At 54.3% G+C, this 23123-nt stretch carries 18 protein-coding genes; 10 read left to right on the forward strand and 8 right to left on the reverse strand.

The window, feature by feature from the left end:
- Positions 1-7: 7 nt before the first annotated feature.
- Positions 8-1183 carry an isochorismate synthase EntC gene (entC, locus tag FDW97_RS11150; RefSeq protein ID WP_137351054.1) on the reverse strand — a complete coding sequence of 392 codons (1176 nt, stop codon included), beginning with the start codon at positions 1181-1183 and terminating at the stop codon, positions 8-10.
- 187 nt (positions 1184-1370) lie between these two features.
- On the opposite strand from entC, the gene fepB reads away from it, so the two are divergent.
- Positions 1371-2327 carry a Fe2+-enterobactin ABC transporter substrate-binding protein gene (gene fepB, locus FDW97_RS11155; RefSeq protein WP_137351055.1) on the forward strand — a complete coding sequence of 319 codons (957 nt, stop codon included), beginning with the start codon at positions 1371-1373 and terminating at the stop codon, positions 2325-2327.
- 39 nt (positions 2328-2366) lie between these two features.
- On the opposite strand, the gene entS is transcribed toward fepB, so the two are convergent.
- Entirely contained in the window at positions 2367-3602 is a 1236-nt protein-coding gene (gene entS, locus FDW97_RS11160; RefSeq protein WP_069323130.1) for an enterobactin transporter EntS, read from the reverse strand.
- A gap of 109 nt (positions 3603-3711) precedes the next feature.
- Here entS and fepD point away from each other — a divergent pair, with 109 nt between their 5' ends.
- Genes fepD through fepC form a run of 3 tightly spaced genes read left to right on the forward strand, consistent with a single transcriptional unit; the run spans position 3712 to position 6502 of the window.
- The gene (fepD, locus tag FDW97_RS11165) at positions 3712-4719 is read left to right on the forward strand and encodes a Fe(3+)-siderophore ABC transporter permease (protein WP_137351056.1); all 1008 of its coding nucleotides are present in this window, start codon (positions 3712-3714) and stop codon (positions 4717-4719) included.
- Complete coding sequence (gene fepG / locus FDW97_RS11170) at positions 4716-5708, forward strand: iron-enterobactin ABC transporter permease (protein ID WP_170973230.1); 993 nt, start codon at positions 4716-4718, stop codon at positions 5706-5708. The genes fepD and fepG overlap by 4 nt, the downstream gene beginning before the upstream one ends.
- On the forward strand, positions 5705-6502 hold the full coding sequence (gene fepC, locus FDW97_RS11175; RefSeq protein ID WP_038638617.1) for an iron-enterobactin ABC transporter ATP-binding protein: 798 nt from the start codon (positions 5705-5707) through the stop codon (positions 6500-6502). Before fepG ends, fepC begins: the two co-directional genes overlap by 4 nt.
- Before the next feature lie 45 nt (positions 6503-6547).
- On the opposite strand, the gene wzz(fepE) is transcribed toward fepC, so the two are convergent.
- From wzz(fepE) to fes, 4 genes are all read right to left on the reverse strand, one after another.
- Complete coding sequence (gene wzz(fepE) / locus FDW97_RS11180) at positions 6548-7681, reverse strand: LPS O-antigen length regulator Wzz(fepE) (RefSeq protein WP_085047550.1); 1134 nt, start codon at positions 7679-7681, stop codon at positions 6548-6550.
- Between the two features lie 227 nt (positions 7682-7908).
- On the reverse strand, positions 7909-11799 hold the full coding sequence (gene entF / locus FDW97_RS11185; RefSeq protein WP_085047551.1) for an enterobactin non-ribosomal peptide synthetase EntF: 3891 nt from the start codon (positions 11797-11799) through the stop codon (positions 7909-7911).
- Positions 11796-12014 carry an MbtH family protein gene (locus FDW97_RS11190; protein ID WP_038638608.1) on the reverse strand — a complete coding sequence of 73 codons (219 nt, stop codon included), beginning with the start codon at positions 12012-12014 and terminating at the stop codon, positions 11796-11798. The genes entF and FDW97_RS11190 overlap by 4 nt, the downstream gene beginning before the upstream one ends.
- A gap of 30 nt (positions 12015-12044) precedes the next feature.
- Positions 12045-13262, reverse strand: coding sequence for an enterochelin esterase (gene fes / locus FDW97_RS11195; RefSeq protein WP_085047552.1), 1218 nt, complete (start codon positions 13260-13262; stop codon positions 12045-12047).
- Positions 13263-13515: 253 nt separating this feature from the next.
- Between fes and FDW97_RS11200 the strand changes: the two genes are divergently transcribed.
- On the forward strand, positions 13516-15789 hold the full coding sequence (locus tag FDW97_RS11200; protein ID WP_069323126.1) for a TonB-dependent siderophore receptor: 2274 nt from the start codon (positions 13516-13518) through the stop codon (positions 15787-15789).
- A gap of 49 nt (positions 15790-15838) precedes the next feature.
- Entirely contained in the window at positions 15839-16462 is a 624-nt protein-coding gene (gene entD / locus FDW97_RS11205; protein ID WP_085047764.1) for an enterobactin synthase subunit EntD, read from the forward strand.
- Between the two features lie 3 nt (positions 16463-16465).
- Here the strand turns inward: entD and FDW97_RS11210 are convergent, their stop codons facing one another.
- Both FDW97_RS11210 and FDW97_RS11215 read right to left on the reverse strand, forming a co-directional pair.
- Complete coding sequence (locus FDW97_RS11210) at positions 16466-17401, reverse strand: transketolase family protein (protein WP_087857109.1); 936 nt, start codon at positions 17399-17401, stop codon at positions 16466-16468.
- Complete coding sequence (locus FDW97_RS11215; RefSeq protein ID WP_085047554.1) at positions 17394-18224, reverse strand: transketolase; 831 nt, start codon at positions 18222-18224, stop codon at positions 17394-17396. Before FDW97_RS11215 ends, FDW97_RS11210 begins: the two co-directional genes overlap by 8 nt.
- 360 nt (positions 18225-18584) lie before the next feature.
- Between FDW97_RS11215 and FDW97_RS11220 the strand changes: the two genes are divergently transcribed.
- The 4 genes from FDW97_RS11220 (at position 18585) to FDW97_RS11235 (ending at position 23123) form a co-directional block, all read left to right on the forward strand.
- Positions 18585-19535 (forward strand): sugar-binding transcriptional regulator, encoded by a 951-nt coding sequence (locus FDW97_RS11220; protein ID WP_085047555.1) that lies wholly within the window; start codon positions 18585-18587, stop codon positions 19533-19535.
- 341 nt (positions 19536-19876) lie between these two features.
- Positions 19877-21397, forward strand: a complete 1521-nt coding sequence (locus FDW97_RS11225; RefSeq protein WP_085047556.1) for a glycerol kinase GlpK — start codon at positions 19877-19879, stop codon at positions 21395-21397.
- A 126-nt stretch (positions 21398-21523) separates the two neighbouring features.
- Positions 21524-22459 (forward strand): D-ribose ABC transporter substrate-binding protein, encoded by a 936-nt coding sequence (locus tag FDW97_RS11230; RefSeq protein ID WP_085047557.1) that lies wholly within the window; start codon positions 21524-21526, stop codon positions 22457-22459.
- A gap of 43 nt (positions 22460-22502) precedes the next feature.
- Positions 22503-23123: a DUF2291 family protein gene (locus FDW97_RS11235; RefSeq protein ID WP_085047558.1), complete on the forward strand. Its 621-nt coding sequence runs from the start codon at positions 22503-22505 to the stop codon at positions 23121-23123.

Genomic DNA, 23123 nt, shown 5'->3' on the forward strand with positions numbered 1-23123 from the left:
TGACTCCTTAATGCAGTCCAAAAACATTCAACATGGTGGCAAGCTTGGCTCCCGTTTCACGCCATTCCGCAACCGGAGAAGACGCAGGCACAATACCGGCACCGGCAAAGAAACGAACCTGATTACGCAGCAGCTTCGCGCAGCGGATCGTCACCACCCATTCGCCATTACCTTCAGCATCACACCAGCCGACGATGCCGCCGAACAAGTCGCGATCGAACGGCTCCAGCTCGGCGATAATGTTGCGCGCAACCTGATGCGGGAAACCACTCAGCGCAGGCGTCGGATGCAACAGGCACGCCAGCGTCAGCGCGTTTTCCTCTGTGTTGGCTTTTCCTTCAAACGGCGTGCCGAGGTGCCAGAGCGTAGGCGTAGTGACCAGTTGCGGAGAGGAAGGCAGTTGCAATTCACTGCTGCGATCGCGCAACACGGCTTTCATCGCCTGCGTCACCAGGTCGTGCTCATGGCGATCCTTCTCAGACGCCAACAGGCGGATCCCCGCTTCCCTGTCCAGCACATCATCAGGCTGACGGCGCGCCGAACCGGCCAAAGGCAGCGAGCTGAAATGGTCGCCTTCTTTGCGTAACAGCAGTTCCGGGCTGGCGCCAAGCAATACGCCACCGTCTTCAATGGGGACATGGAAGTTGTAACTCGCCGGATTTTGCGCCACCAGACGCTCCAGCAGCGCACCGCTGTCAATATTGGCATCGGTGGTGATATCTATCAGACGTGACAACACCACTTTGTCGACTTCCGGCGTGGCCGTCAGCGCAGCCGCCCGGGCAACCATCTCTTCAAAAAAGTCCTGTTCCGGAATCGATTTACGCTCAACGACTTTTAACGACTGATGCCGGTTAAAGTAACGTGATGATTGCTGCTTTGCCGTGCGAGAGAAGCTCTGCCACGATTGGGGAATAAACAGCGATGATGGCTGGCGGGTATCGAAAGGAATTGCCCCGACCATAATGGGGTTAGCGATGCCCTGCGATTTGGCATCAGCAAACAATGCGTGCATTTTGTGTTGGAAAGGGCTGTCTGGCGAATCGCCATCAATTGCCGGTTCCGCATAGCGGGCGAAGCATCCTGACGTCGTAAAACTACGATACGGCGACATAAAGAAAAAACTGTCGGGAGCGAGCGTCGGCATAGTCTGCGTTTTTTCCTCGGCCAGTGACATATCCATATCATCCTCCAAAAATGATAAAGGCTCTAATAATGATTATCATTTATATTTTCGGTCGCTAACCTAAAAGCAAAGCGGCTGTATGTCAACTCTTGTGGCAGCACAATGTGCGACTTTGGCTTGCATCCTCGCTCGCTAACAATGAAAATGAGAAGCATTAACCATACTGATAACAGGAAGCTGATTCGTGAGTCTCCCCTCTTTTCGTCGCACCGTGCTTTTACTGACTGGTTTGTTTATTTCAGGAATTTCTTTAGGTCACGCCGCCGACTGGCCGCGTCAGATCACCGACAGCCGTGGCACGCATACGCTGGAGCATAAGCCGCAGCGCATTGTCTCCACCAGCGTCACCCTTACCGGCTCGCTGCTGGCGATTGATGCCCCGGTCATCGCCAGCGGCGCCACCACGCCGAACAACCGCATTGGCGATGCGCAGGGCTTTTTACATCAATGGAGCGACGTGGCCAGGGAACGCAAACTCAGCCGTCTGTACATCGGCGAACCAAGTGCGGAAGCCGTCGCGGCACAAATGCCGGATCTGATTCTGGTAAGCGCCACCGGCGGCGACTCCGCCCTCGCGCTATACGATCAATTGTCCACCATTGCGCCCACGCTTATCATCAACTACGACGACAAAAGCTGGCAGACGTTGCTGACGCAACTGGGTGAAATTACCGGTCAGGAGCCGCAGGCAGCCGCGCGAATTGCCGAATTTGATAAGCAACTGCAAGCGGTTAAGCAACGTATCACCCTACCGCCACAGCCGGTCAACGCGCTGGTCTATACCGCTGCGGCGCACAGCGCCAATCTTTGGACGCCTGAGTCGGCACAGGGCAAGCTGATGGAACAGTTAGGCTTCACGCTGGCGCCGCTACCTGCCGGTTTGCACACCAGCCAGAGCCAGGGCAAACGCCACGATATCATCCAGCTTGGCGGTGAAAATCTGGCGGCTGGCCTGAACGGCGAAGCGCTGTTCCTGTTTGCTGGCGACAGCAAAGATACCGACGCCATTTATGCCAATCCGCTTCTGGCGCATCTGCCAGCCGTGCAGAATAAACGTGTTTACGCCCTGGGCACGGAAACCTTCCGTCTCGACTACTACAGCGCGACGCTGCTGTTGCAACGTCTGTCAGCTCTCTTTTAATCGCCAGCGCCGGATGCGGCTAACGCCCTATCCGGCCCGTCAGGTATTCACAGGCATTTGCCGGAATCGACGTAATTCCCCCAGCAACAACAGCAGTAGCAGACCGACAATCACCAGCCCAAATCCACTCACGCTTGCCGAGGCGACCGGCGTCATCATCGCACCCAAACCACCTAACAACGCCGCGCCAATCGCGTCCCCGGTGACGTTCTGCGCCGTCCACAAACCGTTAATTCGCCCGAGCATCGCTTCTGGCGTCTGCGTCTGTAACAGGGTGTACTGCAACAAAGAGCTAACCGCACTTAACCAACCGAACAGCGCCAGGCAGACAACCCCAAGCTCCCAGACCGGCATCAAGCCAAACAGACCGATAGCCAGGAATGAAGCCACGGTAGAACCCAGCATGATCAATCCCGGACGAACGCTGTGCGCCAGCTGTCCGCTGGTCAAAGCGCCCACCGCCGCGCCAAGAGGAATGGCCGCATACAACAAACCAATTTGCGCGCTCGACATCTGCCAGTTAATCGCCAGCGCCGGATACAGCACCCGCACGGCGCTCGCCATGGTCAACAGGCCGCCGAGCAGCGCAATGCCGCCAATCAGCGGACTGGCGAGCAAAAAGCGAAATGCTGCCAGCAGCGATTTCAGCGGATGCTCGCGCGGCTGCGGCGGTGGAGGTAACGCGGGAAGGCTCAATAAAGGCAGTAAGGTTATGAACGTGCCTGCCGCCGCCAGGCCGTAGTTCCAGGCCACGCCACCGGTCGCCAGCAGTACCCCACCAAGCATCGGCGAAATGACCGAACCCAAACGCACCGTCAGCATGGTAATCGCCCCGGCCTGCATCAAATTCTCCCTCCCGACCAACGCCGGCGTTGCTGCCAGCAAAGCCGTCACGCCCAGCGAGGCAAAGAAACCGTCCCATAAGCCAAGCAGATAAATCGCCAGTAACGACGGTTCGGGCAGCAGCGCATTCAGACACAAACCAATAAAGCCGACGCCACAGGTTCCACGCGCCAACAGGATCACTTTTTTACGCTCATAGCGGTCGGCCAGTACGCCGCCAACCATCAGGCCAATAAACATTGCGCTACCGGTCAACGTCACCGATAAACCCACTTGCCAGGTCGACTGGGTCATCATCTGGATCTGTACCGGAACCGCCACACCGAGTAGCCCCAAAGAGACAATGGAAATAAAACGAGCGAGGAAGACGGCGCGAAATGCAGGGTGGGTTTTTAACAGGCTGAGGTTAAGCAGCCAGGATTGTCGATTCATTACAGAGCCTTACCAGGTACTTTTTCAATATCCATTCGATGGCTGCACATGCTAACATATACAAATAAGATCGATAACGATAATTACTATCATTATCAGGGAAGTTGATATGTCATGCTCTGTTTCCGCGACACGCGCTTTCGCCGTGCCCGGACTATTGTTATTACTTGTTCTCACCACGGTATTAAGTCTGGTTATTGGCGCAAAATCGCTACCTGCATCCGTGGTGCTGGATGCACTCACCGGCAGTTGCCAAAGCGCGGATTGCACCATCGTGCTGGACGCGCGACTGCCACGTACGCTGGCAGGACTGCTCGCCGGCGGCGCGCTGGGTCTGGCGGGCGCCTTAATGCAAACGCTCACGCGTAACCCGCTCGCCGATCCGGGGATCCTTGGCGTTAATTCTGGCGCCAGCTTCGCCATCGTGCTGGGCGCGTCGCTGTTCGGTTTCTCTTCCCCACAGGAACAATTGCTGATGGCTTTTTCCGGGGCGCTGATCGCCTCGCTGATTGTGGCGTTTACCGGTAGCCAGGGCGGCGGGCAGCTCAGTCCGGTACGACTGACGCTGGCGGGCGTTGCACTGGGTGCAGTGCTCGAGGGGCTATCCACCGGCATCGCCCTACTCAACCCGGACGTCTACGATCAGTTGCGATTCTGGCAGGCCGGTTCGCTGGATATCCGCAGCCTGCAAACGCTGAAGGTGGTGCTGGTGCCGGTATTGATTGCCGCGGCTGCCGCATTGTTTCTCAGCCGCGCCCTGAATAGCCTGAGTCTTGGTAGCGACACTGCTACCGCGCTGGGCAGTAAAGTCGCCCGCACGCAGTTTATTGGCCTGCTGGTGATTACCGTACTGTGCGGCAGCGCGACCGCAATTGTCGGTCCTATCGCCTTTATCGGCCTGATGATGCCGCATATGGCGCGCTGGCTGGTGGGGGCGGATCACCGCTGGTCATTGCCCGTCACCCTGCTGGCAACCCCCTCTCTGCTGTTAATTGCCGATATTATCGGGCGTGTGATTGTCCCCGGCGAACTGCGTGTTTCGGTGGTCAGCGCGTTTATCGGCGCGCCGGTGCTCATCTTTCTGGTTCGCCGTAAATCGCGCGGGGGTGGCGCATGATGCACCTCTCCCGTCGTCTGATTATCAGCAGTCTGCTGCTGGTTGTAGGCTGTCTCGCCGTTGGCTTGTGGAGCCTGCGTAGCGGCGTCGTTACGCTGGAAACCCAGCAAATTATTGCCGCCCTGTTTGGTGATGCACCGCGCAGTATCACGCTGGTGGTCACCGAATGGCGTTTGCCGCGCGTGCTCATGGCGTTATTGATTGGCGCGGCGCTCGGCGTGAGCGGCGCAATATTTCAGTCGCTGATGCGCAACCCGCTGGGCAGCCCGGATGTGATGGGTTTCAATACCGGTGCCTGGAGCGGTGTACTGGTGGCAATGGTGCTGTTTGGACAGCATCTCACCGCTATCGCGCTGGCGGCTATGCTGGGTGGGATCCTGACTTCACTGGTTGTCTGGGCGCTCGCCTGGCGCAACGGCATCGACACCTTCCGGCTGATTATTATCGGTATCGGCATACGCGCTATGCTGGTGGCGTTCAACACCTGGCTGCTGCTGAAAGCGTCATTAGAAACCGCATTAACGGCCGGACTGTGGAACGCCGGATCGCTCAATGGTCTGACCTGGGCCAAGACCTGGCCTTCTGCCCCGCTGATTATTGTGATGCTGGTGTGCGCCACGCTGCTGGTGCGCCGGATGCGTTTACTGGAAATGGGTGACGACAGCGCCTGCGCGCTAGGCGTCAGCGTTGAGCGTTCGCGTCTGATGATGATGCTGGTCGCCGTGGTACTGACCGCCGCCGCCACCGCGCTGGCAGGTCCAATTTCCTTTATTGCTCTCGTCGCCCCCCATATTGCGCGTCGACTTAGCGGCACATCCCGCTGGGGATTAACCCTGTCAGCGCTATGCGGCGCGCTGCTGCTGCTGATGGCGGATTTATGCGCCCAGCAGCTGTTTATGCCTTATCAGCTTCCGGTGGGCGTTGTCACCGTAAGCCTCGGCGGTATTTATCTTATCGTCTTGTTAATTCAGGAGTCCCGCAAAAAATGATCGAATCAGTTGCCCGTTTGCGCGGCGACCAGTTAACGCTGGGTTATGGCAAGTTTACCGTCGCGGAAAATCTCAATGTGTCGATTCCCGACGGTCACTTTACCGCGATTATTGGGCCAAACGGCTGCGGGAAGTCAACGCTACTGCGCACACTGAGTCGTCTGATGACGCCCGCCCACGGCAAGGTTTGGCTCGACGGTGAGCATATTCAGCACTATGCCAGCAAAGAGGTCGCACGCAGAATAGGTTTGCTGGCGCAAAACGCCACCACGCCGGGTGATATTACCGTACAGGAGCTGGTTGCTCGCGGGCGTTACCCACATCAGCCGCTGTTTACCCGCTGGCGGCAAGAAGATGAAATTGCGGTAAACACAGCGATGCAGGCCACAGGGATCACCCATCTGGCGGCGCAAAGTGTAGATACGCTTTCCGGCGGACAACGCCAGCGCGCATGGATAGCAATGGTGCTGGCGCAGGAAACATCGATTATGTTGCTCGATGAACCCACCACCTGGCTGGATATCAGTCATCAGATTGATCTGCTGGAGCTGCTCAGTGAGCTAAACCGGGAGAAGGGTTATACGCTGGCCGCCGTTCTGCACGACCTCAATCAGGCCTGTCGCTATGCAACGCACCTGATTGCGCTGCGTGACGGAAAAATTATTGCCGAGGGGGCGCCGAAGGAGATAGTTACGGCGGAGCTTATCGAAAAAATCTATGGATTACGCTGTATGATTATCGACGATCCGGTTGCCGGCACGCCGTTAGTCGTACCGCTAGGGCGCAACAAATAGCGAGAGTTAACGTATGGCGGCTGCCTGCCGCCATACGGCAATTAATCACACCAGTTGCTGATCGATAAACGCCATTTTTTGCTTACGCGACACCATGGCGTAGTTCAGCAGAACGCCGCCACAGGCCACCATACCACCCAGTAACGCAGCCAGAATAACGATCATCGATTTAGCCGGACCATCTTTTTTCACCGGCAGCGAAGGTGAAAGCTGATATTTAAACGGCGTAAATTTTACGTCGCTCACGTTCATGGCTAACAGTTGATCAACGTGATATTGGCGGTTACGTAATTCTCCGTTAATTTCCGCAACATCTGTTACTGATTTTTCAATTTCTAATTTACGCGAGATACCATCAGCGCCCAGTGAAATAGAGAAATCAGGATCATCTTTCACCGCCTGGCCATTACTGTAGACCGGCTTTTTAATCCCGGCGGCATTCGCAATCTCCAGGGAGTAGTTGAGGCGCTGAATATTTGCTTCCATCTGGTTTTTGAGCCTGACGCGATCCATCGCCAGTCTTTCTTTTTCATAACTGGTTTTGATGAACAGTTTATTGCGAATATCTTCCAGCGTTTCTTTCTCAACAATAGAAGAAATATAATGGATATAACCCTGTAGCACAGACTGGGCTTCTTCGGCCTGAGGGGCGGTAAAGCTCAGCGTCCATGAGGTATACAGCGAGGTCTCATTCTTTTTTCCCACATTGCTGTCAACCGCGGTCATTTTTTCACTGAGCCTGACGATTGCGCGGTGCAGGTCCATTTCGTCAATATCAGCGCCTTTCAATTGATCCATCACATAGGGTGAAGATCGCAGATAATTTTCTAACAATGAGGGCGACTGGAATTTTTTGATAAACAGGTTAAACACATCACTGCGGCTGACGTTAATATCCATATCCAGTACGCGCAATTTGGTCAACGTATTCTCGAGATCCTGCCACTGAACGGGTTCTGCCGGCGTCACGATGGCCTGACTGGTCCATTTTTGCGGCAGCAGGAAAGAGACCAGAATACCCACGCAGGCAAAAGCGAAAACGGTAGCCACAATTTTCGTCCTGGCGCGCCATAAGATTTCGACCAGGTTAATTAAATCAATTTCGTTGGCGTTTACCGTAGGCTGAGGATAAGCAGTAAATTCTGAAACGTTGTCTTGCTTAATATTCAATGATGACATGTTGCGTGACCTGAAAACTTTCCCAAAAGAAAAACACTCCCGTGGGAGAAGTCTACCAGCTAGTCAGAATTATCTGAAACTTTCTTTACGCATCCGCCCCTACCAAAAATTATCTTCGGAATTTATTCACTCCCTTCGCCACCCAATTCCACACCAAAGCAACAACTCCACAACATGACATTGCATTATGGAGTTGTTCGATTGCCGTAATAGCAAAAGTGACTTTGTTACGCAGATTGATTAATCAACGCATTGATTACAGGCCCTATCGTCACAAACGCGGTGGGAGAAATGATGTCGACATGCGCGCAGTCGTGACGATAAACCTCCAGACTGGATATCCACGGTGACCAACTACGTTCAGGGCTAACGTCCTGCGGTAATGTGCGTTCAGCCACGAACAACGTAGCGTGACCCGCAAAAGCTACGCTGTGGGCTGTGGTTAACAGGCGAACCGCATCCGCATAATTGCCTTCGATAGCGTTGAATAACGCGTCAGACGCATTCCCCTGCTGTGCAGCCAGGAACGCTTCACGTTCACGCTCGATCTCCGCCAGTACGGCAGGATCCAAGCCATTGGCCTCTTTTTCCTGCCAATTTTGCGTTTCAGGCGGCCAGGTATCCAGCAGCCCCAGGAAGGCAACATCCTCCCCCCGGGCGTGTAAACGCGCGGCAATCCCCTGCGCCAGCGTCCCCCCCAGCGAGTAACCTAATAAATAGTATGGACCGTGAGGCTGCTGGTTAAGCAGCGTTGCCAGATGATGGTCACATACCGCATCGAGGTTTTCCGCCGTTTGCATGGGTCCATCCGGTCGCGGCGACTGAATGCCTGTAATAGACCACTGCGGGCTGAGGTAACGCGACAGCACGCTAAACTGCCAGGCAAAACCCGACGCGGGATGGAAGCAAAACAGCGTTGGGCCGTGACTTTCACGCAGCGGCAGCAGCGTCTCAAACCCCAGATGCTGCGACTGTTCATCATCATCACTCTCCAGCAATGCGCTGAGTTGTTCAACGGTAGAAGCCACCATAATCTGACCTGGCGTCACCTGTCGTTCAAACATACGACTCAATTGCGCCGCCAGCTTCATCGCCAGCAGAGAATGTCCGCCCAGCGCGAAGAAATCTGCCTCCACATCATTGACCTCACAATCCAGCAAGGCCGCAAAAGAGTGCGCAATGGTGGTTTCGATCCCAAGGCGCGGCGCACGTCCCGTTGTGCGTGACGTTAGCTGAGGCATCGGTAACGCTTTACGATCCAATTTACCGTTCGCGCTGAGCGGCAGCTCCGCCAGTTGCAGCAATACCGTCGGCACCATATGCGCTGGCAGTTTTTCGCGCAGACACTCCCGCAATGCAGAGGTGTCCAGCGGTAAACCCGATTGCGACACCAGATACCCCACCAGTTGACGCGCATCGCCGCCGGTCGCCGCTGCCTGATTAAATACGCAGGCATGGGCAACAGCATGCTCGACGTCGGGCAGTTGCTGCATCACCCGATCAATTTCCCCCAGTTCAATACGCTGTCCGCGAATTTTAAGCTGGTCATCGCTGCGCCCCAGGTATTCCACCGCGCCATTTTCCAGCCAGCGGGCCACATCCCCGGTACGGTACATGCGTTCACCGGCATTGAACGGATCGGCGATAAAGCGGCTTGCCGTCAGATCCGCTCGTCCCAGATAACCCTGCGCCAGTTGGATCCCCGTCAGGTATAGATCACCCGCTACGCCGAAGGGCACCGGACGCATCATGGCATCGAGGATCCGCAAACCGGTGTTCCATACCGGATAACCAATCGGCACGCTGTTGCCGGTTACGGCGGCGAGCGCTTCCCCCCAGGCCGGATACCAGCTCACATCAACCGCCGCTTCAGTTGGTCCGTACAAATTGTGCAACGGCGCATGGGTTAACTGTTCCCACTCACGACATAAATCTGCAGGCAAGGCTTCGCCGCTGCAGAATACCTGCTTCAGCGAAGCACAACTTTTCTGCGCAGTTTCTGGCGTCAATGACGCAATAAAAGCAGCCAGCATGGAAGGAACAAAGTGAGTGGTCGTCACCCCGTATTGGGCGAAGAATTGCTGCATCGCCAGCGGATCGCGGTGCGCCTCGGGCTCCGCCATCACCAATTTTGCGCCGGCAATAAACGGCCAGAAAAATTCCCACACCGAGACATCAAAACTGCATGGTGTTTTTTGCGCCACCACATCCTCTGCCGTCAGCGGATAGTGATTTTGCATCCATAACAGGCGATTGACGATCGCCGTTTGCCCGACCATCACCCCTTTGGGTCTGCCGGTAGAACCGGAAGTAAAAATGATATAGGCCGTTTGATGCGGTTGAGAGAGGGCCAACGGCGCGGTATCTCCCGCTGGCAGCGGCGCGTTGTAGCACAGACTTTCCAGCCCCGGGATATCGCCAAAGCGCGCCAGTTGATCATCGGTGGCGATCACTAATTTTGGCTTTGCATCTTCGAGCATCATCCGCAGGCGATCGTCCGGGTATCCGGTATCCAATGGCAGCCAGGCGGCTCCGGCTTCAACAATACCGTGCAGCGCCAGCGTCAAGAATACTGAACGCGGTAATGCCACGGCAACGCTGTCACCTGGCTGTACGCCCCGCGCGCGCAGTAGCTGCGCCAGCGCCACAACCTGCTGGCGCATTTCACGATAACTAAACTGATAACGAGCATCGGCCAGCGCCGGGGCATCCGGTGTTTTATCGGCCTGCTGTGCCACTAGCGCGCTCAGCGTCGTGGCCGGGATCTCCACGGTCGTGTCGTTAATCTTCGCCAGTTGCTCATACTCCGCTGGCAACAGCATCCCGGCCTCACCACAGCATAGCGCCGGATTGTCGGCAAACTGTTCGATAAGCGCGGTTAAACGCGATGCGTGTTGCGCCAGTGTCGCGGCATCATAACGCTGTTTATTGGCGAGGATTTCAATACTCAGCCCACCGTTTTCATCCGGGAATAGCGCCAGCTCAAGATCGTTGACCGGGCCTGTCGCCAGGGTATGGGTCTGCGCCTGAACGCCGGGAATATTTAGCTGATAATCGAATATTTTCACGTTCAGCACCGGGCCAAACAGCGGCTCGGTACCGGCTGCACGCCCGCTGTCGCGCACAATTTGTTCAGCGTCATAACGCTGATGTCGGCGCATTTTCTTCAACTGCCCTGCCAACCGCTGTGCCAGCGCAGGCAAGCTTTCTGCCGCATCCAGCCTCACGCCAAAGGGCAAAACGTTTAAAACCGGTCCGGTGGACGTGAGTGCCGCCGATCCCATACGCCGCATAAAGATAAATCCGGCGGCATAATCCATTCGGCTGCATAAACGTCCCAGCCACAACGCTACCAGCGCGAGGGCCAGATCCGCACGCTGCACATCAGGCATACGTGCTGCAAGCTGGCGGAACGCGCCTTCAGGCGCGGTGAGCTTCAGACGAATAATATCGGCACTGGCCGAGCGCCCCGGCAACGGTTTGTTCGACAACGACGCCGGGGGCGGTAACTGTTTACGCTGCTCGGTCCAGAAAGTAGCATCACGTTGCCAGGCATCGCTTTGACGATACTGTTGATACTCTTCCACGACCTCGGCAAACGGCGTAAAAGGAGAATCCGGCGTGGGTTCGCCACTCTGCCATGCGCAGTAAATGGCGGCTATCTGGCGGGTAATGGCGGGAAAGCTGAAGCCATCAACCAGCAGATGATGGTAACGCTGATACCAGTACCAGCGGTTATCACCTACCTGAATGAGCTGATGGAAAACCAACGGTTTATGGCCATCAGCGCGTAAGTCCTGTTGCAGATCGGTCTGCATCAGTGCGCGGGCTGCTTCATGTGGGTGAGATTTTTCGCGCAGGTCGAAAATTTCAGGTTCCGCGAAGGTGAGCGCAGGATCAACCCATTGCCAGACCTCGCCGTTATCTTCGCTAAACCGCATCCGCAGAGTATCAGCCTGCTCCAGACCGGCAACGATTGCCTTTGCCAGCAACGGCGCGTTCAGTTCACCGGTTAATTCTACGTAGTGCGCCACGCTCCACGCCGAGGGCAAGGTGGAGAGTTTTTCCGCCATCCAGATCCCCGGCTGAGCCGCGACTAACGGTAAACGCTGAGTCATTGAGCCTCCTGCACATCAATGTAGTTTGCTGGCGTCAGCGTGGTCCAGTTTGCATCCAGCCATTGCTGGCAGGCTTCCTGCGATTGCGGTTCGCACGCGACTTGCCAGCCAGCAGGAAGTGAGCACTGCTGCGGCCAGAGGCTAAACTGACGCTGTGGGTTTTGCAGAATGTAAAACTGGCCCTGCGGATTATCGAAGGGGTTACTGAACTCCATACTCAACTCCTGTCGTGGAACATCGTCCGGTTAAATCGTCTCGGAAAGCGGCTGCCAGAGCGTCATTAGCCCTTGCATCAGGCCACCGCGCCAACAAAGCGCATCGTGTCCGCCATCAACCTGACGCCAGAAAATAGATTGTGGTGCAGAGGGTAATTGGGCATATAGCGCCTGATTGGCACGAAAAATTATCGGCTCGCGGATCCCGGCCTCCAGAACGATACGCAGCCCCTGAACACTGATCTTGCCGCTCTTCAGTTGTTCAACAATCGCCCCATCCTGATGACCGCCGCGATGCGGCCACCAGAAAGAACCGGACTGGCTGAGCACACAGCCAAAGCGCGCGGGCCAGTTCAGCCCGGCATACAGCGCAGACAACCCGCCAAAACTTTGTCCGGCAACCACCGTGCGCTGCGGATCGTCACTGAACGCAGTGGTCGTCTTCACCAGCGGCAAAAGCTCCTGCTGTACCGCCAACCAAAAATCGGCGTTACACGGCAGTTCGCGGCTACGATGAGATGTGTCGATAGCGTCAATCAGGAGATATACGGCGGGAGGGAGATCTCCGCGGTGCGTGAGCGAAGCCAGCGCAGGCCACACCGGCATACTTTGCGCCCAAAACTGACCGTCCAGCAGGATAGCCAGCGGACGTGCTTCTGGTTGGTCGTCACCGGTGGTAAATACCCATACGCGACGCGTATTGCAAAGCCTGGCGCTGTGCCATTGCAGGCAAACTGCGGGGCAATCGGGAGCCGCGGGCTGATCCCAGCCGGGCTGTACGGGAGCGTCTGGCATTTCGAGCGCTGACACCGCATGGCCACGACCTCCCCGCCAGCTCTGCGGATTGAGAGGATCGGCAATCGCCTGCGGTAACAATTGTCGCCAGCCTTCACGCAGCACGTTTCGGTCAGGCGTTTCGTCCACCGCCAGCGCGGCAAAAATGTCATCCCGCGCGGTGGGAATGAAGCAGTAGCTACCGCGCCAGTTGGCGCTGAGGGAAACACTCCAGCACCAAACATTTGTACCGTTAATGCGTTGCATCGACTGAGGGGGGACATTTTGATGATGGTCGGTGACGCCGGTGATATAGACCCACACACGACGAATGGCTGACTCTTTTTCCGTTCCCTGCGGGTCACGCCACCAGAAGGTTACCCGATAATTTCCGTTCTCTTCACGCTCCCACTCCGGGCCTTTTTTCGACTGCCACCACGCTTCGCTTCCCGTCTTTAACGTCGTCACCGCCATAACCCCATGTTTACTGTGAATTTTTATGATCTAGCGTGAAATATATTGATAATATTATTGATAACTATTTGCATTTGCAATAGCGTATTGTCGCGCTGTGGGAAGCGCGCACAGTTTTTCACCACTTATAAACCGACCTGGCGCTGCGTACTTTTTCTGGAACGGAGGGTTTACGCGGATGCGGGCGACATCAGACCAAATGCCGCACCACGGCACATGGGTACTCGTGGCTAAAAGAACAGCAGGACATACAATGAACAACAAGATTCATTCACTGGCCTTATTGGTCAATTTAGGGATTTACGGGGTAGCACTGCCAGCAATGGCAGAAGATCAAACTGATAACGCCGCTGTCTCTCATGAAGACACCATCGTCGTTACCGCCGCGCAGCAAAACCTGCAGGCGCCGGGTGTTTCAACCATCACCGCGGATGAAATCCGTAAAAATCCTCCCGCGCGCGATGTTGCGGAAATCATCCGTACCATGCCTGGCGTTAACCTGACCGGTAACTCAACCAGCGGCCAGCGCGGTAACAACCGTCAGATTGATATTCGTGGTATGGGTCCAGAAAACACCCTGATTCTGATCGACGGTAAGCCGGTGACCAGCCGTAACTCCGTGCGTCAAGGCTGGCGCGGCGAGCGTGATACCCGTGGCGATACCGCCTGGGTGCCACCGGAAATGATCGAGCGTATTGAAGTGCTGCGTGGTCCTGCCGCAGCACGTTACGGCAACGGAGCTGCGGGCGGCGTGGTGAATATCATCACCAAAAAAGGCAGCAATGAATGGCACGGTTCGTGGGATACCTATTTCAATGCCCCGGAACACAAAGACGAAGGCTCGACCAAACGTACCAACTTTAGCCTGAACGGCCCAATGGGCGGGGATTTCAGCTTCCGTCTGTACGGTAATCTGGATAAAACGCAGGCCGATGCCTGGGATATCAACCAGGGTCATCAGTCAGAACGTACCGGCACCTACGCCAATACCTTACCGGCCGGTCGTGAAGGCGTTATCAATAAAGACATTAACGGCGTAGTTCGCTGGGATTTCGCCCCGCTCCAGTCGCTGGAACTGGAAGCGGGTTATAGCCGCCAGGGCAACCTGTACGCAGGCGATACCCAAAACACCAACACCAACCAACTGGTGAAAGATAACTACGGGAAAGAGACCAACCGTCTTTATCGTCAGAACTACTCTCTGACCTGGAACGGCGGCTGGGATAATGGCGTTACCACCAGCAACTGGGTGCAATATGAACATACGCGTAACTCCCGTACGCCGGAAGGTCTGGCGGGAGGAACCGAGGGGATCTTTGACCCGAATGCGTCACAAAAATATGTCGATGCCGACCTGAATGACGTCATGCTGCACAGTGAAATCAGCATTCCACTGGACCTGCTGGTCAACCAAAACCTGACGCTCGGTACCGAGTGGAACCAGCAGCGCATGAAGGATATGCTCTCCAATTCGCAGACCTTTATGGGCGGTGATATCCCAGGTTACAGCAGCACCAACCGCAGCCCGTACTCCGATGCGGAAATTTTCTCTCTGTTTGCTGAAAACAACATGGAACTGACCGACAGCACCATGCTGACGCCGGGTCTGCGTTTCGATCACCACAGTATCGTCGGCGATAACTGGAGCCCATCTCTGAACCTGTCACAAGGTCTGGGCGATGACTTCACCCTGAAGATGGGGATTGCGCGCGCCTATAAAGCGCCAAGCCTGTATCAGCTCAACCCGAATTATATTCTCTACAGTAAAGGCCAGGGTTGCTACGCCACTGGCTCCGCCACCGGCATCGGTTGCTACATGATGGGCAACGACGATCTGAAGGCCGAAACCAGTATCAACAAAGAGATTGGTCTTGAGTTTAAGCGTGACGGCTGGCTGGCCGGGGTAACCTGGTTCCGCAACGATTACCGCAACAAGATTGAAGCGGGGACGGTACCGTTCGACAGAACGTCCATCACCAGCAAAGGGAAGACGACTTACACCGATATCTATCAGTGGGAAAACATTCCTAAAGCGGTGGTTGAGGGTCTGGAAGGTACGCTGAACGTGCCGGTTAGCGAAACCGTTACCTGGACCAACAACATCACTTACATGCTGCAAAGTAAGAATAAAGAGACCGGCGAACGCCTGTCGATTATTCCTGAGTACACGCTGAACTCGACCCTGAGCTGGCAGGCACGCGAAGATTTGTCGCTGCAATCCACCTTCACCTGGTACGGTAAACAGCAGCCGAAAAAATATGATTACCAGGGCAAACCGGTAACCGGCAGTTCGGCGAGTGAAGTCAGCCCGTACAGCATCGTCGGCCTGAGCGCGACCTGGGATGTGACGAAAAACGTCAGCCTGACCGGCGGCGTGGATAACGTCTTTGACAAGCGTTTATGGCGTGAAGGTAATGCCCAGACCACGGGCGATATTGTGACCGGAAACTATATGGCGGGCGCGGGCGCGAACACCTATAACGAACCAGGCCGGACGTGGTTCATGAGCGTTAACACACACTTCTGATAACGTTTCCCCCTCTCCTCCCTGCGGGGAGAGGGAAAGCATAACCATGATGCACACCACGCACACACCGCTCACTTTCGCAGACCACACGCTGCACATTGTCGAGTTCGATCCCGCCAGCTTCCATGAGCAGGACCTGCTCTGGCTGCCCCACCACGCTCAGCTCCTGTCCAGTGGACGTAAGCGTAAAGCAGAGCACTTAGCAGGACGTATTGCCGCAGTACATGCATTACGTGAATACGGTATCAAAACTGTGCCCGGCATCGGCAGGCAACGCCAACCATTGTGGCCGCAAAATCTGTTTGGCAGCATCAGCCACAGTGCATCGACAGCGCTGGCGGTGGTATCAAGACAGCCGGTGGGTATTGACATAGAAGCCATTTTTACGCCGAAAACGGCAGCCGAACTGGCAAGTAGCATTGTCACTCATGCTGAGAAAGAATTGTTGGCAAACGGCTGCTTGTCTATTGAACAGGCGCTCACCCTGGCGTTTTCCGCCAAAGAGAGCGCTTTTAAAGCAACCCAGGCATCAAGACAAGCAGACGCCGGGTTTACGCAATATCAAATCGTGGTGTTACAGCATAACCAGATGATCCTCCGCGCACACCACCAAACGTATCGTGTGCAATGGCGTTTTTCGGACAACGCTGTAATCACACTGGCAACAGTATAGAATTCAAAGCAGTTCACGGGCCAGAGCAGCGATGGCTGCGGCGTCAAAGCCATGGTACTGGCGTAACCAGCCACGATCAGCCGCCGCCGCGAACTCCCCATCCTGGATGCCTAAACGCTTCAAAATTGCCCCCATTCCGGCCTCTGCCAGCACTTCGGCCACCAGGCTTCCCAACCCGCCATTAATATTATGCTCTTCCACGGTAATCACCGCTTTACAGCCTTGTAACGCAGATAACAGGGCTTTGGTATCGCAGGGGCGAATTGAAGGCACACTGACCACCTTCGCCTGAATTCCCACGTCAGCCAACAGCGCGGCGGCATCGACAATTTCATGAACTGTAGAACCGGTCGCCATCAGCGCCACAGCCCCCCCTTCACGCAGCGTCAACACCGCTCCTGGGACAAAACGGTAATTCTCGTCATGAAGCTCCGGCAGCGCTTTTCCGTCAAGACGGATATAAACTGGTCCCTGATAGCCAAGCGCGTAATCGATAATCTGGCGGCACTCCCGCGGCGAAGACGGGGCGAAAATCTGGATGTTGCCGAAGCCTCGCATAATGGCAATATCATCGATCGAATGGTGAGTGCTCGCTAGCGGGCCATAGCTGGCACCGGCATTGAGACCGAATAACTTCACGTTGGTATTGTTGTAGCAAACATCGACTTTAATTTGCTCATTGGCGCGGGAGATAAGGAATGGCGCGGCGTTACAGGTGACAGCCACTTTACCGCCGAGGGCTAGTCCTGCCGCCGTTCCAACCATGCTTTGTTCGGCGATACCTACGTTGACCAACCGACCTGGAAACTGCTTTATAAAAGGCGCAATTTTCGCGGTTGATGTTGAGTCCGCGACAACAGGCACCAGATCAACACCATTTTCTACTGCATCGATAAACGCCTGAACCATGACGTTCGCGAGGTGTTCTGTATTACTCATCTTTCAATTCCTCCAGTGCCAGTTCGATCTCTTCACCTTTGGGCACACGATGGTGCCATTCAGGACGCCCCTGGATAAACGATATACCCGCGCCTTTCGTGGTATTGGCAATGATGACGTTAGGTTTACCTTCCTGCTTCAGTCCTTCCAGGGTAGCGACAACCGACGCCATATCATTCCCCTGGCATTCAGTCACCGTCATACCAAACGCTTGCCATTTCGCGGCGAGCGGATCGGTATTCATGATTTCGCGAGTCGGTCCGGCTAATTGAAGGTTGTTCTTGTCATTAATAATGACCAGGTTGTCGAGACCATAATGCGCCGCAGCCAGCGCCGCCTCCCAGTTACTCCCTTCGGCAAGTTCGCCATCGCCGGTAATTAAAAAGATGCGGCGGGAACTGTTGTTTTTTTTCGCAGCCAGCGCCAGCCCCACCGCAACAGGCAAACCGTGACCCAGCGCACCGGTATTCAATTCGATACCCGGCGTTTTCTGGCGAACCGGATGTCCAGGAAGATGGGAATTGGCATGCTGGTAGGTTTCCAGCCACTCCACGGGGAAAAAGCCCGCTTCCGCCAGAACACAGTAATAACAGCCCACCGCATGGCCTTTGGATTGAATGTAGATGTCCCGATTCTCATCCGTGATGCGATCAGGCCCCACATTTAATATTCGAAAATAGAGCGCGGTCAGCACCTCAACCTGGGAGAGATCTGCGCCAGTGTGCCCGCCCGCAGGGCTGTTGGCATTTAATCTGACGATGTGACGGCGCACGGCTCGCGCTTTACGCTCAAGAGTCTGGATATCATAGTTCCAGGGATTCATTTAACACCTCTGAATTTATTTTCAATATGGAATATTTATTCCTGCTGGGACTAAAAAAACCAGACATCCCCATGTTTAGCATCATTAGGCTTACGCCGCTGCATCATACTCAGGAACATTCTGCCTCCTTACCACGACCACGCTGGCGCTGATAATAATCAGTTGACCGGCAATCATCTTGAATATATATTCAAGAATGACTCTTTATTCAATTATGTAACCAGATTTTCGTATTTGTCCATAGCTGTTTTTGAGGATTGGTTAAAGTTAGAGCTTTATCACACTTACCTGTCTTCATTTTTCGCGTATGATAAAACGCTCTAAGATATGGCGATACGTAAATGATTTTCGAGGAAATATATGGCTAAGCAGGACGAACAACGGCTATTGGTTAAAATCGCTACCCTTTACTACCTTGAAGGACGCAAACAGTCCGATATCGCTCAACTTCTCTCGCTTTCTCAGTCGTTTATCTCCCGCGCTATCACCCGCTGTCAGAAAGAAGGGGTAGTGAAAATCAGCGTCGTTCAGCCCTCGAATATCTTCCTGAATCTTGAAAAAGGCATCGAGGAACGTTACGGAATTAAGCAGGCCATTGTGGTTGATACCGAAGAGGATGCCAGCGACCATACCATCAAACGCGCCATTGGCTCTGCTGCAGCCCACTATCTGGAAACCCGATTGCGCCCTAAAGATCTTGTGGGGGTTTCCTCATGGAGCTCAACAATCCGGGCGATGGTGGATGAAGTCCATACGCAAAACCTGAAAGCCGGCGGGGTGATTCAATTGTTGGGCGGCGTGGGTCCCAACGGCAACGTGCAGGCAACAATTCTGACGCAGACGCTGGCGCAACATCTGAACTGCGAGGCCTGGCTGCTTCCCTCGCAGAGTATTGAAGGCTCGGTTGAAGAGAAAAACCGTCTGGTTGCCAGCAAAGATGTCGCCGATGTCATTTCACGCTTTGATAATGTCGATATCGCCATTGTTGGCGTCGGGATCCTCGAACCATCGCAGTTGCTGAAAACCTCGGGCAACTACTACCACGAAGATATGTTGCAGGTCCTGGCCGATCGCGGCGCAGTCGGTGACATTTGCCTGCATTACTACGATAACAAGGGCCAGCCGGTCTTACAGGATGACGAAGATCCAGTGATTGGTATGGCCCTCGACAAGGTAAAAAAATGCCCCAATGTCGTGGCGCTGGCGGGTGGTACAGACAAAGTTGCCGCCATTAAAGGGGCGCTAAATGGGGGCTATATCGACGTACTAATTACTGACTACCCTACCGCCCGGATGCTGGTCACAGGCTAATTCCGCAACCTCTTATAGCCTTTGCACGAAAGAAACCGGAGGCAAAGGCTACTCAAAAAACATATATATTTCAATAAACTGAAAGGTTTCACCTCCTCTTACTTTCGTATCCTTTTTGTTACTGTCCCACCTGTGTAAGTGTGATTCTCAGCACAATTGATGATTTTTTCGGTAGCCCAACGGAAATATTCTGGCTAAGGTATTAAATAAATAATCAATACCGAATATATATTCAATAATTAAAAGGATGACGTCACAGCAGGCCTGATGAAGTAATGACGCGACAATGAGGGATACCTTATCCTCTAAGCCGGGACGCAATGTGACTCAGGAGATAATCTATGTGTGCAGCGAAAAAAGAGTTCATTATTGCGCTGGATGAAGGCACGACCAACGCCAAAGCGGTCGCACTTGATGCACAGGGCAATGTGGTCGCAAAGTTTTCTCAGCCGCTGGCGATTCAGACGCCGCGTGAAGGCTGGGTTGAACAATCTGGCGAGGTGTTGATTGAGGCATCCATTGACGTCATTGCCAAAGCTGTAAATCACGTTGGCGCTAACAACGTGGCGGCGCTGGCCATCAGTAATCAACGTGAAACCGCCATTGGCTGGTATCGCCAGACAGGTAAGCCGTTGAATTCCGCAATTACCTGGCAATGCACGCGCAGCGCGGCTTACTGCGAGGAACTGCGGCATGAGAATAAAGAGCAACTGATCAAATCTACCACCGGCCTGCCAATCGCACCGCTTTTCTCGGCGTCTAAAATGCGCTGGCTACTGGAATCAGTGACCGATGGCCCACAGCTCGCTGCCCAGGGACAAATTTGCTTGGGTACCATCGACAGCTGGTTACTGTGGAATTTAACCGCCGGTGAGGCTTTCTGCTGCGACTACTCCAACGCCGCCCGCACACAGTTGTTGAATCTGCATACCGGAGAGTGGGATGACGCCATGCTGGCGCTTTTCCACATTCCGCGCGCCGCCTTACCGGAAATCAAACCTTCCAGCGGCTTGTTTGGTCATACCCGTGGCCTGAATGGCATTCCAGATGGGATCCCGGTGATGTCAGTGGTGGGTGACTCGCATGCCGCCCTGTTTGGTCATGCTCTCGGCGAAATGGGATGCGTTAAAGCGACATACGGCACCGGGTCATCGGTGATGGCGCCGGTCAAATCAGCCCAATGCGATATTGGCGCGCTGGCCACGACCATCGCCTGGCACGATGGCGATAGCATCATTTATGGCCTGGAAGGCAATATCCCGCACACCGGGGATGCGGTGGCATGGATGGCAGATAGCACCGGTCTGAGCGAGCTTTCGGATGACGAACTGACGCATGAACTCAATACCCTACCCGCCTCCGTTGATTCAACCCTCGGCGTTTATTTTGTTCCGGCGTTGACCGGACTTGGCGCGCCATGGTGGGATGACAGCGCCCGTGGCGTCATCTGCGGACTCAGCCGGGGAGTAAAACGTGCACACCTTATTCGCGCTGCGCTTGAGTCGATTACCTACCAAATCGCCGATGTTATGATTGCCATGCAGCAGCACAATGAATTCAAGTTATCCGCACTAATGGTTGATGGCGGCCCCACTAAAAATGACTGGCTAATGCAATATCAGGCAGACCTGTTGGGTTACCCGGTAATGCGCAGCGATGTAGCGGAACTTTCCGCCATCGGCGCGGCATTATTGGCGCGTAAAGCCCTTTATCCAGGTTCGCTAACTGATTTAAAAGCTTTTCTAACCGTACACAGTACATTTCAACCCGACATGGCGCGCCATCAGCGACTGCAAAAAAGATGGCAGGAATGGCGCCATGCGGTGAACAGAACATTATGGAAACCGGCCCCGTCCGCCTGACGCCTCACCAGGGAAAACGCGTGACGATTTTTACCACCTATAAAGGAGAACTCCGGACCATAAAAGAATTCAGGCTTTACGTTGTTTCACCGTACCCGACAATAACAACACAGAGAGAACATTGTCATGAAATTACGTTTAACGCTGTTAACTGCTGCAACCCTGACCGCTTTATCTTTTACCGCTCATGCCGCGGAAAAAGGGACAATTATGATTATGGTTAATTCACTGGATAACCCTTATTACGCTTCTGAAGCCAAAGGCGCCAGTGAAAAAGCCCAGGAGTTAGGCTACAAAACCACAATTTTGTCGCACAGCGAAGATGTCAAAAAACAGAATGAATTAATTGATACGGCAATCGGTAAAAAAGTCCAGGGTATCGTGCTGGATAATGCCGATTCAACGGCCAGCGTCGCTGCAATTGAAAAAGCGAAAAAGGCTGGAATTCCTGTAATATTGATCAACCGTGAAATTCCAGTCGATGATGTTGCGCTGGTGCAAATCACACATAATAACTTCCAGGCAGGTTCTGAAGTTGCCAACGTTTTTGTCGAAAAAATGGGTGAAAAAGGCAAATATGCGGAGCTGACCTGTAATCTCGCCGATAATAACTGCGTCACGCGTTCCAAATCCTTCCACCAGGTTATTGACCAGTTCCCGGACATGGTCAGTGTCGCCAAACAGGATGCCAAAGGTACGCTTATCGACGGCAAACGTATTATGGACAGCATCCTGCAGGCTCACCCGGATGTGAAGGGTATTATCTGCGGTAATGGGCCTGTAGCACTGGGCGCTATTGCGGCATTAAAAGCGGCAAACCGCAGCGACGTGGTCGTGGTTGGTATCGACGGCAGCAACGATGAGCGCGATGCGGTGAAAGCCGGCACTCTACAGGCAACCGTCATGCTCCAGGCACAGGCTATCGCCGCGCAAGGGGTTACCGATCTGGATAACTACCTGCAAAAAGGCATAAAGCCTGAAAAACAACGCGTCATGTTCCGCGGCATTCTCATCACTAAAGATAACGCAGATAAAGTACAGGATTTCAATATCAAGTCCTGATCTCGAGTTGTTGCGCCTCTCAGGAGGCGCAGAGGAGAATATTATGTCTAAAAAAGCCTGGCTGGCGCTGGCCGTGCTGACCGTGGGCGGATGCCGTATCGTCTCTCAGCAGGAGCTAGCGGACCTCAAGTCACCACCGAATCCACATATGGCCAATATAGACCAAACGTGGCAAAACCAAATTGTCCCGCAAATTGTTGGGCAGGCTCGCCCGGCCGCAGAGTTAATGGCGGCGTTACACTCTGAGAAAGATTTCGATAGCGCCTGTAAAAACCTCGGCTACCGCTCTCAGGAAGAGAATCCCTGCATCTTTTACATCCATGTGGAGGGAACAATTAGCAAACTCGACACCGCCTCTCGCAGTGGGAAAATGACCATCGCAGATAAAAGCGGGAACAACATCATTGTGCAGATAGGCCCCACGCTGCGCGGTACGCAATTACGCGATGCCTTTAAAGGCGCGAGTTATGGTGATTTCAATGACCAGGTATTGTTTGGCGAATATGGTCGGGCGATTAACGAACAAGCAATAAAGATGATCCAGTCAGCACAGCTTAAAACCGGAGAAGCAGTGCACGTTTATGGCGTTTTTTCTGGGTGGGATATACCACAATCTATTCCAGATATTACACCAGCAAAAATAGAATCTGCGGGAGGACATTAA

The organism is Citrobacter sp. wls708, assembly GCF_005281255.1.
GTDB lineage: Bacteria > Pseudomonadota > Gammaproteobacteria > Enterobacterales > Enterobacteriaceae > Citrobacter > Citrobacter werkmanii.